The organism is Bradyrhizobium icense, from assembly GCF_001693385.1.
Classification (GTDB): domain Bacteria; phylum Pseudomonadota; class Alphaproteobacteria; order Rhizobiales; family Xanthobacteraceae; genus Bradyrhizobium; species Bradyrhizobium icense.
Window position 1 is genome coordinate 1 of sequence record NZ_CP016428.1, and the last position, 13582, is coordinate 13582.

Genomic DNA, 13582 nt, shown 5'->3' on the forward strand with positions numbered 1-13582 from the left:
GTGCCCACGACCGGCAACTATTTTCATCTTCATCTGGTCTCGGACTCGACCGGCGAGACGCTGATCACCGTGGCGCGCGCGGTCGCCGCGCAATATGCCAACGTGACCGCGGTCGAACATGTCTATCCGCTGGTGCGCAGCCAGAAGCAGCTCGATCGCGTGCTCGACGAGATCGAGGAAGCACCGGGCATCGTGCTCTTCACATTGCTGGAAAAGGATCTGGTCGCCCGGCTGGAAGCCAAATGCAGGGACATCAACATACCGAGCCTCTCCATCATTGGCCCGGTGATGCAGTTGTTCGAGGCCTATCTGGGCGCGGCGACGACGGGCAGGGTAGGCGCCCAGCACGTTCTGAACGCAGAATATTTCAAGCGCATCGACGCCCTGAACTATACCATGATGCACGACGACGGCCAGCATGTCGAAGGCCTGGAAGAGGCGGACGTCGTACTCGTCGGCGTGTCCCGCACCTCGAAGACGCCGACCTCCATCTATCTCGCCAACCGCGGCGTCCGTACCGCGAACGTGCCGCTGGTCCCGGGCATTCCGCTGCCGCACCAACTGCAGGCGTTGAAAAAGCCATTGGTCGTCAGCCTCCATGCGACGCCCGAGCGGCTGATCCAGGTCCGGCAAAACCGATTGCTGAGTATGGGCGCCGATACCCCCAATGATGATTACATCGATCGCCAGGCAGTGACCGATGAAGTTGCCTATGCCCGAAAACTCAGCGCCAAATTCAGCTGGGCGCAGCTCGACGTGACACGGCGTTCGATCGAGGAAACCGCCGCGGCGGTGCTGAAGCTGTTCACCGATCGGCAGCGGCAGCGATTTGCCGAATGACGCAGCCGAGATGACCATCTGGCGAGGACAACATCCGCTGATTCTTGCTTCGCAAAGCCGGGCGCGGCAGATGCTGCTTGCCAATGCCGGCATTTCCTTCGATGCCGTTCCTGCCGATATCGACGAACGATCGGTGCAGAAGAATTCGGGCCTTTCCGCGCCCGGTGAAATCGCAGGCCTCCTGGCGCGCGAGAAGGCGTGCTTCGTATCGTCGAAAAATCCCGGCCGTTATGTCGTTGGCGCCGATCAGACGCTCGCTTTGGGAAATCGGCTGTTCAGCAAGCCGGCCGGTCGTGCGCAGGCCGCAGATCAATTGCGGCTGCTTGCCGGCCAGACGCACGAGCTGTACTCCGCCGTTGCGGTTGCCCGTGACGGCAAGCTAGTGTTTTCCAACGTCAGCATTGCCAGAATGACGATGCGGCATTTGGGCGTGAGCGAGATCGAAGCCTATCTGGATCAGGCCGGGCAGGCGGTCACCACCAGCGTCGGCGCCTATCAGCTTGAAGGGCTAGGGGTGCATCTGTTCGAACGGATCGAAGGCGACCATTTCACCATTCTCGGTCTGCCGCTGTTGCCCCTCTTGGCATTCCTGCGCGGCGAGGGTTTGCTCAATGTCTAGAATCATCACTTTGGCAACGGCGATTTGATGCGGATCCTGGGACTCACCGGCTCGATCGGGATGGGGAAATCCACCACCGCAAAGCTGTTCAGCGAGGCGGGCGTTCCGGTTTACGACGCCGATGCGGCCGTTCACAAAATCTACGAAGGCGAGGCGGCGCCCGCGATCGAAGCCGCATTTCCCGGCACGACCGTTGACGGCAAGGTCGATCGCGCCAAATTGTCCGCCAAGGTGGTGCACGATCCTGCTGCGATCAAGCAGCTCGAGCAGATCGTTCATCCGATGCTCGGCGCCTCGCGCAAAAAGTTCCTCGACGACGCCGAACAATCCGGCGCGCCGGTTGTCGTGATGGACATCCCGCTGTTGTTCGAAACCGGCGGCGAGAAACGCGTCGATGCGGTGGTCGTGGTCACGACCGATCCGAAAACCCAGCGCGAACGAATTTTGGCGCGCGGCACCATGACACAGGAGGCGCTCGACGCCATTCTGGCGCGGCAGTTGCCCGATGCCGAAAAGCGCACGCGCGCGGATTTCGTGGTGGATACCTCGCATGGGCTGGACCCGGTGCGCTCGCGGATCCGCGACATTCTGGCCGAGGTCGTTAAGATGCCGCAGCGGCGAACCTGATTCGCCGAAACTTCGGTCTCTCACATCCATGCGCGAAATCGTACTCGATACCGAAACCACTGGCCTCGATCCGCTGCGCGGCGACCGCCTGGTCGAAATCGGCTGCATCGAGATATTCAACCGCATGCCGACAGGGCAGACGTTCCACCGCTACATCAATCCCGAGCGGGACATGCCGGTGGAAGCATTTAACGTGCATGGCCTGTCGACCGAGTTTCTTGCGAGCAAGCCGCTGTTCACCGAGGTGGTCGAGGAATTCCTGGAATTCATCGGCGATGCACCGCTGGTGATTCACAACGCCTCGTTCGACATCAGCTTCATCAATGCCGAGCTCGATCGCATCAAGCGGCAGCCGATTCTGCGCGAACGGCTGGTCGATACGCTGCTATTGGCGCGCCGCAAGCATCCGGGGGTGTCGAACCGGCTGGACGATCTGTGCTCTCGCTATGCGATCGACAATTCCCGCCGCACCAAGCACGGCGCGCTGCTCGACGCCGAGCTCTTGGCCGAGGTCTATATCGACCTGATCGGCGCGCGGCAGTCGCAACTGATCCTGGCGTCGGAAACCCGCATCACGGTTGCCAGCGGATTTGGCGAAACGCCGCGGCGACAGCGCGAGGTGCCGCTGGCGCCGCGAATCACGGACGAGGAGCGCGAGGCCCACCGCGCTTTCATCGCCACCTTGGGCGACAAGCCGATCTGGAACGATTTTCTGCCGGCAGCGGTCTAGCGGCGGACGAGCCGCCGCTTAGCTTTAGCTCGGCTTCGCGCCGGAAGCGGCCTGCGCCGCCGCCTGCCGCTCCATGTTCTGGCGGTAAAGGCCGACGAAATCGACGGGATCGAGCATCAGCGGCGGGAAACCGCCGTCGCGCACGGCGGTCGCGATAATCTCGCGCGCGAACGGGAACAACAGCCGCGGGCACTCGATCATGACCAGCGGATGAAGCTGTTCCTGCGGCACGTTGACGATGCGGAACACGCCCGCATAGGCGAGTTCGAAGCTGAACATCACCTTGTCGGCATTTTCTGCCTTGCCCTCGATCGAGAGCGTCACCTCAAACTCATTTTGCGCCAGATTGTTCGCCGAAACGTTGATCTGGATATTGATCGCCGGCTGCTGCTGTTGCGGCGCCAGCGAGGAGGGCGCGTTCGGATTCTCGAACGACAGGTCCTTGGTGTACTGCGCCAGCACGTTGAGCTGGGGAGGGGCCTGTTCGGGAGGCGCGCCGTTGCCGTTGGTCATGAAAATCTCTCCTGAAGCGCTCGCGAGCGCGGCCCGGGTTCGTCTGAAAATGCGTTTTCCGGGCGAGTGGCTATCATAGCCCCGGCTCATTCCACAAGGACGACGGTCCGGCGGCAGACCTGCCTGGCCGCCAATTGTGGCGGATATACCTAATACCGCCCGCCGACCGCCCGAAATGTATCCTAAATAATTGAATGTGCGTGATTTCCGGCAGCGATCGGGTTTCCCCTCGCCGCCAAAACGCGCTACAATTGGCCCGCGCCAAAACGCGCCATTGGCCGGGCGCAGTTTCATGCCTACATGCTGCAGTATGAATCGATGATGTAATCTCTGCCGTTCTCAGGGAAAACTCGTAAAAGAGCTTCTCAACAGGGAACGCTCGACCGCCGGGCCCGTTGCCGGCGCTGGAACCAGAAAGCGAATACGACGTGGATATTTACACCATCATCTTCCTGGCGCTGGCGGTCTTTATCTTCCTGCGCCTGCGCAGCGTCCTCGGACAGCGCACCGGGAGCGAGCGGCCCTATGATCGCGCCGCGCCCAATGTCGCGCAGCGGACGCAGGACAACAACGTCGTTCCCATGCCGGGCACCGTCATTGATCAGGCGCCAGCGGCGCCGAACGCCGACGTTGCGCCGGCCGATCGCTGGAAAGGCATTGCCGAGTCGGGCACGCCGCTCGCCGCGGGCCTCGACGCCATTGTTGCCCAAGACTCCTCGTTCGATCCCCGTCACTTTCTCTCCGGCGCGCGTAGCGCCTACGAGATGATCGTGCTGGCCTTCGCCAATGGCGACCGCCGGGCGCTGAAGGATCTCCTGTCCAGCGAGGTCTATGAGAGCTTCGAGGCCGTGATCAAGGATCGCGAGAAGCACGAGCAGAAAACCGAAACGCGGTTTGTTTCGATCGACAAGGCCGAGCTGGTGAGTGCGGAAGCCCGCGACCGCGCGGCGCAGCTAACGGTTCGCTTCGTGTCGCAGATGATTTCGGTCACACGCGACAAGACCGGCGGCATTGTCGATGGCAACCCCGATAAGGTCGCCGATATCACCGATGTTTGGACTTTCGCCCGCGACACGAGCTCTCGCGATCCGAACTGGAAGCTGGTTGGCACCGGAAGCGCGGGCTAAGACGCGGAGCCTTGTGGGGCTTGCGTTCGGCGTGCTCGCTTTGGCGTGCTCGATCGCGCCATCGGATGCTGCAGCAGTGCGCCATTCGCGTTCGCAAAAGCTTTCGCATCATCCGCCATCTGCCCGTCACCTCCCATATCCGCAACTTGAATTGCCGTTTCAGATTAGCGGCGGCCAGTATGCGCCGGTCGCCTGGTCCGAGATCGCGGGCTGGCGCGAGGACGATCATCTCGCCGCCTACAAGGCATTTCGCACGAGCTGCAGGCCGATAGCGGCGCAGAAAAAACCGCCCGCCGATCCGAAGGCGCTCGGCACGTCGCTGCGCGACCCCTGCCGCATCGCCAGGAGCCTCGAACTATTTGATGAGGCGAAGGCCAAGACTTTCTTCGAGGAGCACTTTCTGCCCTTGCGTATTTCGCGGCTCGGCGAAGGCGAGGGCTTTGTAACCGGCTATTATGAACCCATCGTCGACGGCTCACGGACGGAGAACGAGGTCTACAAGGTCCCGGTTTATCGCCGGCCGTCGAACCTGTTCGTTCGTGGCACCACGCAAAGCTCGGCCGGCTTGCCCAACAAGGGTCAGGTGTTCCGCAAGATCGGCCGCCGCAAGCTGGTGCCCTATTACGATCGCGCCGAGATCGAGGATGGCGCAATCGCCGGCCGCGGCCTCGAAATCTGCTGGCTGAAGGACCAGACCGACCTCTTGTTTTCGCAAATCCAGGGCTCGGCGCGGGTCAGCCTCGACGACGGCTCGACCCTTCGCATCAATTACGATGCGCATAATGGTTTTCCCTATACGCCGGTCGGCCGCATCCTGATCGAGCGCAACATCATCCCCAAGGATCAGATGTCGATGCAGAAGATCCGGGAATGGATGGAATGGAATCCTAATGAGGCCGACGAGCTGCGGCGGCAGAACAGGTCCTATGTCTTCTTCCGCGAGGTGCAGCTTTCCGACAAGGACGAGGCGGTCGGCGCCCAAGGCGTGCCGTTGACGCCGGGTCGGTCGATCGCGGTCGACAAATCCCTGCATGTCTATGGCACGCCGTTTTTCATCGAGGGCGAACTGCCGATCGAATCGGAACGATCGAAGACACCGTTTCGCCGCCTGATGATTGCGCAGGACACCGGCTCCGCCATCGTCGGGCCCGCGCGCGCCGACCTCTACTTTGGCGCCGGTCTCGACGCCGGCAAGGTATCCGGCCGCCTCCGCCACAATGCGCGCTTCGTGATCCTGGTGCCGAAGAGCCTTGATCCAGTGGCGCGTGGCCGGAAGATGCCGGTGCCCGACGAGCGACCGTCGGAGACGATCGCAAAACTGTTCCCGCAAACCGATCCGTCCAAGGATCCGAAGTATGCCGGAAAGCCGTCCGATGTCACGGCGGCGACCAATGCCAAGCCGGCAGCACAGACGGCGGCAACGCCCGCAGCGGCGCCTTCGCAAGCGCCGGCCGTTCAGGCTGCGGCGGCAAAGCCGGTGCCGCTTCCCGAGCCGCGGCCGAAGGTCGAAGCGGATTCGGCAAAGCCGCAGCCGCGTCACCTGCGCCGATATCGCCACCGTCGATGAAACGCCGGCCGTCGAGCTTGATTCCCGAACTGCCGGAGTCGCCACGCCGCAAGCGCGGCCTGAGCGAAGAGGAGCGCGCGCTGTGGGAGAGCGTCGCCAAGCAGGTCAAGCCGCTGCGCAAGCGGCACCGCGCCTCGAAACCGTCGGTCGTCTCGATGGAAGACCAGCCCAAAGCCGAGCCGAAAACTGCCGCTTCCCCGAGGCGTGTCACACCGGCGCGAATGGTTGCGCCTTCAAAGCCGGAACCACCGCCGCTGGCGCCGATCGGCCGCCGCGAACGGTCGCATCTGTCGCGCGGCCGCAAGGAGATCGACGCCAGGCTCGACCTTCATGGCATGACGCAGACGAGGGCACATCGGGCGCTGTTCGGTTTCCTGCAGCGCGCCCATCGTGACGGGCTGACCTTCGTGCTCGTCATCACCGGCAAGGGCAAGGCTGGCGCCGAGTCCGAGCGCGGCGTGCTGCGCCGTCAGGTGCCGCAATGGCTCGGCCTGCCGGAATTCCGCTCGCTGGTGGTGGGCTTCGAGGAGGCCCATGTCGGCCATGGCGGCGAGGGCGCGTTGTATGTGCGGGTGCGGCGCGCGCGTTTCTAATCTCGCTTGACGGCTACAAAATAAACCGGCTCAGATCCGAGTTCTTGGCGAGATCGCCGATATGCTTCTGCACGTATTCGGCATCGACCTTGATGGTCTCGCCATGGCGGTCCGGCGCGGCGAATGAAATCTCGTCGAGCACGCGCTCCATCACCGTCTGCAGCCGCCGCGCGCCGATATTCTCGACCGTCGAATTGACGGCGACGGCGATATCGGCCAGCGCATCGATCGCGCCGTCGGTGATATCGAGCGTCACGCCTTCGGTCTGCATCAGCGCGACATATTGCTTGATCAACGACGCCTCCGGCTCGGTCAGGATGCGCCGCATGTCGTCGCGGGTCAGCGCTTCCAGCTCGACGCGGATCGGCAGGCGTCCCTGCAATTCCGGCAACAGGTCCGAGGGCTTTGCGATATGAAACGCGCCCGAGGCGATGAACAGGACATGGTCGGTCTTGACCGCGCCGTGCTTGGTCGTGACCGTGGTGCCTTCGATCAGCGGCAGCAGGTCGCGCTGCACGCCCTCGCGCGAGACGTCGCCGCCGAGGCGGTTTTCGCGCACGCAAATCTTGTCGATCTCGTCGAGGAACACGATGCCGTTGTTCTCGACCGCTGAGATCGCCTCCAGCACCAACTGGTCATTGTCGAGCAGCTTGTCGGATTCTTCGTTGACCAGAAGCTCGTGCGAACCTTCAACCGTGAGCCGGCGGGTCTTGGTTCGCCCGCCCAGTTTGCCAAAAATGTCGCCGATCGAGATCGCGCCCATCTGCGCGCCCGGCATCCCCGGAATTTCGAACATCGGCATGCCGCCGGAGGACTGCGTCTCGATCTCGATTTCCTTGTCGTTGAGCTCGCCGGCGCGCAGCTTCTTGCGGAAGGAATCGCGGGTTGCCGGGCTGGACGCGGGTCCGACCAGCGCATCCAGCACGCGCTCTTCGGCGGCGAGCTGAGCGCGGGCCTGCACGTCCTTGCGCTTGCGCTCGCGCACCTGCACGATCGCAACCTCGACAAGGTCGCGGATGATCTGCTCGACGTCGCGGCCGACATAGCCGACCTCGGTGAACTTGGTAGCCTCGACCTTGATGAAGGGCGCGCTGGCCAATTTCGCCAGCCGCCGCGCGATCTCGGTCTTGCCGACGCCGGTGGGCCCGATCATCAGTATGTTTTTCGGCAGCACTTCCTCGCGAAGCGAACCGGTGAGTTTCAGCCGCCGCCAGCGGTTGCGCAGCGCAATTGATACGGCGCGCTTGGCGTCGGCCTGGCCGACGATGAAGCGGTCGAGTTCGGAGACGATTTCACGGGGAGAAAAGTCGGTCATGTTTCCCTAGGTAGGGGTCCAATGTTGCGAGAGCAAGCCGTAGATAAGGCCACTAAATGATCGGTGGCCCACCCTGCCATAGCTTGATCGCCTCGAAGGGGTGAATCAGCATGATGATATTGAGCGTCAGATTGTCGCGAATGTGAAGCGCCATCACGAGCTCGAACAGAAGCGCAAGGGCGACAGTAACGGCGACCGGAAGTTTCCTCGCCAGCAGGAAGCCGCCGATCATGGCGAACGTGTCGGAGACCGAGTTGACGATGGTATCGCCGAAATAGTCGAGCGAGATCGTGCCGGCGCGGTAGCGGTCGATGATCCAGTTGGAATTCTCGACCAGTTCCCAGCTACCCTCGACCAGCATGGCGATGATCAGGCGGCCGGGCCAGGCAAGGCGCGGGAACGCGAGGAAGGCCGCGCCGTAGAACAGGAAGCCGTGCAGGACGTGCGACAGCGTGTACCAGTCGGCGATGTGCTGCGAGTTCTCCGAACTCTGCACCACACCATGCCACAGCTTGACATAGCCGCAGGCGCAGATCGGAAGCCGGCCCATCGCGTACAGGGTCGCGGCCTGAAGGACGAGGATGCCGGCCGCCATCAACAGCCAGTGCCATACTGAAAGGATCCGGATGACCGGAGCTTGCTCGATGCTGCTGGTGGAGGTCATGCGTTGCGGACCATCAATAGGGCGGGACCATCGGGAGTATCGACCATACCAGCTTTTTCAAAGCCCGCCTTCGCATAGGCACGTACAGCCCGGGTATTGGCCGGATCGGGATCAGTAACGATGCGCGGCGCGCCGCGCCTCAACCGGTCCTCGACGAAGGCGCGGATGAGCGCCGAACCATGGCCGCGCTCGATCATGCCCGGCTCGCCGATGAAAAGGTCGATGCCGCGAGTGCCGCGCGGATGCTCGCCAAAGCCCGAATTCCACGCCGTCAGGTCGTAGCACTGCAGGTAGCCGAAATCGTTGCTTCCCGCCGACACGATGAACTGATCCATCGCCGGTTCATCGAGATCGCCGCTGACCAGCTCATATTGTTCGGAGGGATCGCCCCACCATTCGCGCACATGCGGTCGCGCGAGCCACTGCCGAATCAACGGCAGGTCGGCCACAGCCATCGGGCGGAAGACATATTCCGGCGCCATTGGACCGGCGGCTCCCTCAGAGCGTTTCGATCGTGACGTTCCGGTTGGTGTAGACGCAGATGTCGGCGGCGATGTCGAGCGCGCGGCGCACGATGGTCTCGGCGTCCTTGTCGGTATCGACCAGCGCGCGGGCGGCGGCCAGCGCGTAATTGCCGCCGGAGCCGATCGCCATCACGCCCGCCTCCGGCTCCAGCACGTCGCCGGTACCGGTCAGGACCAGCGAGACGTCCTTGTCGGCGACGATCATCATCGCCTCCAGGCGGCGCAGATAGCGGTCGGTCCGCCAGTCCTTGGCGAGTTCGACCGACGCCCGGGTCAACTGCCCCGGATACTGCTCGAGCTTGCTTTCCAGCCGCTCGAACAGGGTAAAGGCGTCGGCAGTGGCCCCGGCGAAGCCGCCGATCACATCGCCCTTGCCGAGTTTCCGGACCTTTTTGGCGTTGGATTTCATGACGGTCTGGCCGACCGAGACCTGGCCGTCGCCTCCGATCACCACCTTGCCGCTCTTGCGGACCGTCAAAATCGTGGTGCCGTGCCAGATCGGCAGGTTGTTTTCTGATGCTTGCATGAATTGCCCTCGTTCCCGTCAGATTTAGGGGTTGAGGGGAAGGGTTACAATCGTGCCGTTTCACTCCCGAATCCGGTCACCATGGGCCGAAGTTCAGCCCATTAAACGTCATCCCGCAGTAGCGAAGGTGACATCCGCCTGTTAAAAGGGCCGCGTTTTCGGCCCAAGCGGCCAAAGGGAAGCAGTTTTCATGCGCACAGCGTCCATCAAGCGCAAGACCAAGGAAACCGACATCGAGGTCGCGGTGAACCTCGACGGTACCGGCGTGTCCCAGGTTTCGACCGGGATCGGCTTTCTCGACCACATGCTCGATCTCTTGGCCCGGCATTCCCGCATCGATATCACGGTGAAGGCGGATGGCGATCTGCATGTCGACCACCACCATACGACCGAGGACGTCGGGATTGCGCTGGGGCAGGCGGTGAAGCAGGCGCTCGGCACCATGGCCGGCATCACGCGCTATGCCTCGATCCATATGCCGATGGACGAGACGCTGTCGCGCGTTGTCATCGACATTTCGGGCCGGCCGGTGCTGGTGTTCAAGGTGGATTTCCCGCGCGACAAGGTGGGGCAGTTCGACACCGAGCTGGTGCGCGAGTGGTTCAACGCCTTCACCATCAACGCCGGCGTGACTTTGCACGTCGAGACACTATATGGCGAGAACAGCCATCATATCGCCGAGTCCTGTTTCAAGGGTCTGGCGAGGGCGCTCCGTTCCGCGGTTGCGATCGATCCGCGCGCGGCGGGCGAGGTGCCTTCAACCAAGGGTCAGCTCGGCGGCTGATTTCTTGTTCGCGTTTTCGTTCGCGGCGGAGAGGTTCGATGCCGGTCTACACAGTGCATGCTCCCGTGGCCAATGGCGCCGATCTTCCGGCGACCGACAAGTTCGTCTTTGTCCGTGACGGCTTTCATTTCTGGGCTGCGGTCGCGAGCGTGATCTGGCTGCTGTGGCATCGGCTGTGGCTGGCGCTGATCGGCTGGATCGTTCTGATGATTGCCGTCCAGTTTGGGATGTCGGCGCTGGGCGCCAGCCGCGGTATGATCTTCACCGTCGATCTGCTGCTCGCCATCCTGATGGGCCTCGAAGCGGCCAGCCTCCGGCGCTGGACGCTGTCGCGGCGCAAATGGCGCCAGCTCGATATCGTGGTCGCCGACGATGAGGAAGCGGCCGAACACCGCTTCTTCGAACGCTGGGCGGCCAAGCAGCGCGGTCTCGCCAACGACCAATGGGCGGTCGATCGCGGCGCGCCGCCGCCGACTCGCCACGTCCCCGGGCAGTCGTTCTCGAAACCGCCGCCGCCGCTGCCGCAGGGTGGGATCATCGGGTTGTTTCCGGAGCCGGGAGGGCCGCGATGACCGTTGCGATCGTCGACTACGGCTCCGGCAATCTTCACTCGGCGGCAAAAGCCTTCGAGCGCGCCTCGCGGAGCATGGAAGATCCGCAGACGGTCATGGTCACGCGCGATCCGGATGCGGTCTACCGCGCCGATCGCATTGTGCTGCCCGGCGTCGGCGCCTTTGCCGATTGCCGCCACGGCCTCGATGCGGTGGACGGCATGCTGGAAGCGATGACCGAAGCAGTACGCGTCAAGGCGCGGCCCTTTTTTGGCATCTGCGTCGGCATGCAGTTGATGGCGACGCGCGGCAAGGAGCACGTCACGACCGACGGCTTCAACTGGATCGAGGGCGACGTCGAGAAGATTTCCCCGCGCGAGGAAAATCTGAAAATTCCGCACATGGGCTGGAACACGCTCGACCTGGTCCGCGAGCACCCGGTGCTGGAGCGCCTGCCGCTCGGGCCGAAGGGCCGCCATGCCTATTTCGTGCACTCCTATCATCTCAACGCTTCCAACGAGGCGGATGTGCTGGCGCGCGCCGATTACGGCGGGCCGGTGACGGCGGTCGTGGGCAAGGACACCGCGATCGGCACGCAGTTTCACCCCGAGAAGAGCCAACGCTTCGGCCTGGCCCTGATTTCGAACTTTTTGAAGTGGACGCCGTGATCCTCTTTCCCGCGGTCGACCTGAAAAACGGTCAGTGCGTGCGCCTCGAGCAAGGCGACATGGCGCGCGCCACCGTGTTCAACCTCGATCCCGCCGCGCAGGCCCGCGCCTTCGCCGCGCAGGGTTTCGAATATCTGCACGTCGTCGATCTCGACGGCGCCTTTGCCGGCAAGCCGATGAACGCGCTTGCCGTCGAGGCGATGCTGAAGGCGGTCACCATGCCGGTGCAGCTCGGCGGCGGCATCCGCGATCTGAAGACCGTGGAAGCCTGGCTCGACAAGGGCATCGCGCGCGTGATCATCGGTACCGCTGCGGTGCGCGATCCCGAACTGGTGAAGAGCGCGGCGAAAAAATTCCCAGGCCGTGTTGCGGTCGGGCTCGATGCGCGCGACGGCAAGGTCGCCGTCGAAGGTTGGGCCGAGACCTCGCAGGTGACCGCGCTCGAAATCGCGCAACGGTTCGAGGATGCCGGTGTCGCTGCCATCATTTTCACCGACATCGCGCGCGACGGCCTGTTGAAGGGCCTCAACCTCGATGCCACGATTGCGCTTGCAGAACGCATTTCCATTCCCGTGATCGCATCCGGCGGGTTTGCTTCCATCGAGGACGTCAAGGCGCTGCTCGAGCCGCGTGCCAAAAAGCTCGCCGGTGCCATTGCCGGCCGCGCGCTTTATGATGGGCGGCTGGATCCCGCCGCCGCTTTGACGCTGATCCGCAACGCGCGCGCCGCGGCCTAGGAGACTTCGCATGTTCAAGGTTCGCGTGATCCCCTGTCTCGACGTCAAGGACGGACGGGTGGTCAAGGGTGTCAACTTCGTTGACCTGCGCGACGCCGGCGATCCCGTCGAGGCGGCGATCGCATATGACGCGGCCGGCGCCGACGAATTATGCTTCCTCGACATCACGGCCACCCATGAGAACCGCGGCATCATGCTGGATGTCGTGCGGCGCACGGCGGAAGCCTGCTTCATGCCGTTGACGGTCGGCGGCGGAGTCCGCACCATCGAAGACATCAAGACGCTCTTGCGCTCCGGTGCCGACAAGGTCTCGATCAATTCCGCCGCGGTCTCCAATCGCGAATTCGTCAAGCAGGCGGCGGAAAAGTTCGGCGAGCAGTGCATCGTGGTCGCGATCGACGCCAAGCGGATCAAGCGCGGCGGCGGCTCCGACCGCTGGGAAATCTTCACCCATGGCGGACGCAACTCTACCGGGATCGACGCCATCGAATACGCACAGGAGGTGGTATCGCTCGGCGCCGGCGAGATCCTGTTGACCTCGATGGACCGCGACGGCACCCGCCAAGGCTTCGACCTGCCGCTGACGCAGGCCATCGCCGACAGCGTCCCCGTACCGGTCATCGCCTCCGGCGGCGTCGGCAATCTCGACCACCTGGTCGACGGCATCCGCCAGGGCCACGCCACCGCGGTGCTGGCCGCCTCGATATTCCACTTCGGCGAATTTACCATACGCCAAGCCAAGGAGCACATGGTGCGCGCCGGGCTACCGATGCGGCTCGATCCCTGACGACTCCCTGTCACAAAAGTGCTAAGTCCTTGGCCGGGACGGCGTCCGGGCCTTCGGCGGGCGCGAGTGTTGAGTTCGGTTGATGTCGCGTTTCACGATCCATGATCTGGCCGCCACCATCGATGCACGGGCCGCATCGGGAGGAGAGGCGTCCTATACCCGCAAATTGCTCGACAGGGGCGCGGAGCACTGCGCCAAGAAGCTGGGCGAGGAGGCGGTCGAGACCGTGATCGCGGCGGTCGAGGACGATCGCGGCCACCTGATCGCCGAGAGCGCCGACCTGTTGTTTCATTTGCTGGTGCTTCTGAAGGCGCGCGGCGTCAAGCTTGAAGAGGTCGAGGCCGCGCTGGCGCAGCGGACGTCGATGTCCGGGCTTGAGGAAAAGGCGTCGCGCAAGCGCGACTAGCCGA

Annotated in this window: 18 protein-coding genes; 13 read left to right on the forward strand and 5 right to left on the reverse strand. The window is 63.4% G+C overall.

What is annotated here, in order from left to right:
• From LMTR13_RS00005 to dnaQ, 4 genes are read left to right on the forward strand one after another with little or no spacing between them, the layout of a single operon-like run.
• Nucleotides 1–840 carry a pyruvate, water dikinase regulatory protein gene (locus LMTR13_RS00005; protein WP_065726127.1) on the forward strand — a complete coding sequence of 280 codons (840 nt, stop codon included), beginning with the start codon at nt 1–3 and terminating at the stop codon, nt 838–840.
• Nucleotides 841–850: 10 nt separating this feature from the next.
• The gene (locus LMTR13_RS00010; protein ID WP_065726128.1) at nt 851–1459 is read left to right on the forward strand and encodes a Maf family protein; all 609 of its coding nucleotides are present in this window, start codon (nt 851–853) and stop codon (nt 1457–1459) included.
• Between the two features lie 27 nt (nt 1460–1486).
• On the forward strand, nt 1487–2086 hold the full coding sequence (coaE, locus tag LMTR13_RS00015) for a dephospho-CoA kinase (RefSeq protein ID WP_065726129.1): 600 nt from the start codon (nt 1487–1489) through the stop codon (nt 2084–2086).
• Between the two features lie 28 nt (nt 2087–2114).
• Nucleotides 2115–2816, forward strand: coding sequence for a DNA polymerase III subunit epsilon (gene dnaQ, locus LMTR13_RS00020; protein WP_065726130.1), 702 nt, complete (start codon nt 2115–2117; stop codon nt 2814–2816).
• Between the two features lie 24 nt (nt 2817–2840).
• On the opposite strand, the gene secB is transcribed toward dnaQ, so the two are convergent.
• Nucleotides 2841–3329: a protein-export chaperone SecB gene (gene secB / locus LMTR13_RS00025; RefSeq protein ID WP_065726131.1), complete on the reverse strand. Its 489-nt coding sequence runs from the start codon at nt 3327–3329 to the stop codon at nt 2841–2843.
• A 428-nt stretch (nt 3330–3757) separates the two neighbouring features.
• Here secB and LMTR13_RS00030 point away from each other — a divergent pair, with 428 nt between their 5' ends.
• The 3 genes from LMTR13_RS00030 to LMTR13_RS00040 are packed head-to-tail and all read left to right on the forward strand — an operon-like array spanning nt 3758 to nt 6616.
• Nucleotides 3758–4456, forward strand: a complete 699-nt coding sequence (locus LMTR13_RS00030) for a Tim44/TimA family putative adaptor protein (RefSeq protein WP_065732298.1) — start codon at nt 3758–3760, stop codon at nt 4454–4456.
• The gene (mltA, locus tag LMTR13_RS00035; protein ID WP_065726132.1) at nt 4434–6023 is read left to right on the forward strand and encodes a murein transglycosylase A; all 1590 of its coding nucleotides are present in this window, start codon (nt 4434–4436) and stop codon (nt 6021–6023) included. The genes LMTR13_RS00030 and mltA overlap by 23 nt, the downstream gene beginning before the upstream one ends.
• The gene (locus LMTR13_RS00040; RefSeq protein ID WP_065726133.1) at nt 6020–6616 is read left to right on the forward strand and encodes a Smr/MutS family protein; all 597 of its coding nucleotides are present in this window, start codon (nt 6020–6022) and stop codon (nt 6614–6616) included. The genes mltA and LMTR13_RS00040 overlap by 4 nt, the downstream gene beginning before the upstream one ends.
• Nucleotides 6617–6629: 13 nt before the next feature.
• Here LMTR13_RS00040 and hslU read toward each other — a convergent pair whose 3' ends face one another.
• The 4 genes from hslU to hslV form a co-directional block, all read right to left on the reverse strand.
• A complete protein-coding gene (hslU, locus tag LMTR13_RS00045) occupies nt 6630–7931 on the reverse strand; it encodes an ATP-dependent protease ATPase subunit HslU (RefSeq protein WP_065726134.1) in 1302 nt (433 codons plus the stop codon).
• 52 nt (nt 7932–7983) lie between these two features.
• Nucleotides 7984–8526, reverse strand: coding sequence for a DUF2585 domain-containing protein (locus LMTR13_RS00050; protein WP_418219824.1), 543 nt, complete (start codon nt 8524–8526; stop codon nt 7984–7986).
• A gap of 65 nt (nt 8527–8591) precedes the next feature.
• Nucleotides 8592–9077, reverse strand: a complete 486-nt coding sequence (locus LMTR13_RS00055) for a GNAT family N-acetyltransferase (RefSeq protein WP_065726136.1) — start codon at nt 9075–9077, stop codon at nt 8592–8594.
• A 16-nt stretch (nt 9078–9093) separates the two neighbouring features.
• Nucleotides 9094–9645 carry an ATP-dependent protease subunit HslV gene (gene hslV / locus LMTR13_RS00060; protein WP_065726137.1) on the reverse strand — a complete coding sequence of 184 codons (552 nt, stop codon included), beginning with the start codon at nt 9643–9645 and terminating at the stop codon, nt 9094–9096.
• Nucleotides 9646–9835: 190 nt separating this feature from the next.
• On the opposite strand from hslV, the gene hisB reads away from it, so the two are divergent.
• From hisB to LMTR13_RS00090, 6 genes are all read left to right on the forward strand, one after another.
• Nucleotides 9836–10429 (forward strand): imidazoleglycerol-phosphate dehydratase HisB, encoded by a 594-nt coding sequence (gene hisB, locus LMTR13_RS00065; RefSeq protein ID WP_065726138.1) that lies wholly within the window; start codon nt 9836–9838, stop codon nt 10427–10429.
• A gap of 38 nt (nt 10430–10467) precedes the next feature.
• On the forward strand, nt 10468–11001 hold the full coding sequence (locus tag LMTR13_RS00070; RefSeq protein WP_065726139.1) for a DUF2628 domain-containing protein: 534 nt from the start codon (nt 10468–10470) through the stop codon (nt 10999–11001).
• The gene (hisH, locus tag LMTR13_RS00075) at nt 10998–11648 is read left to right on the forward strand and encodes an imidazole glycerol phosphate synthase subunit HisH (RefSeq protein ID WP_065726140.1); all 651 of its coding nucleotides are present in this window, start codon (nt 10998–11000) and stop codon (nt 11646–11648) included. The genes LMTR13_RS00070 and hisH overlap by 4 nt, the downstream gene beginning before the upstream one ends.
• Entirely contained in the window at nt 11636–12385 is a 750-nt protein-coding gene (hisA, locus tag LMTR13_RS00080; protein ID WP_197520979.1) for a 1-(5-phosphoribosyl)-5-[(5-phosphoribosylamino)methylideneamino]imidazole-4-carboxamide isomerase, read from the forward strand. Before hisH ends, hisA begins: the two co-directional genes overlap by 13 nt.
• A gap of 10 nt (nt 12386–12395) precedes the next feature.
• Nucleotides 12396–13172 (forward strand): imidazole glycerol phosphate synthase subunit HisF, encoded by a 777-nt coding sequence (hisF, locus tag LMTR13_RS00085; protein ID WP_065726141.1) that lies wholly within the window; start codon nt 12396–12398, stop codon nt 13170–13172.
• A gap of 82 nt (nt 13173–13254) precedes the next feature.
• Nucleotides 13255–13578 carry a phosphoribosyl-ATP diphosphatase gene (locus LMTR13_RS00090; RefSeq protein ID WP_065726142.1) on the forward strand — a complete coding sequence of 108 codons (324 nt, stop codon included), beginning with the start codon at nt 13255–13257 and terminating at the stop codon, nt 13576–13578.
• Nucleotides 13579–13582: the final 4 nt, after the last annotated feature.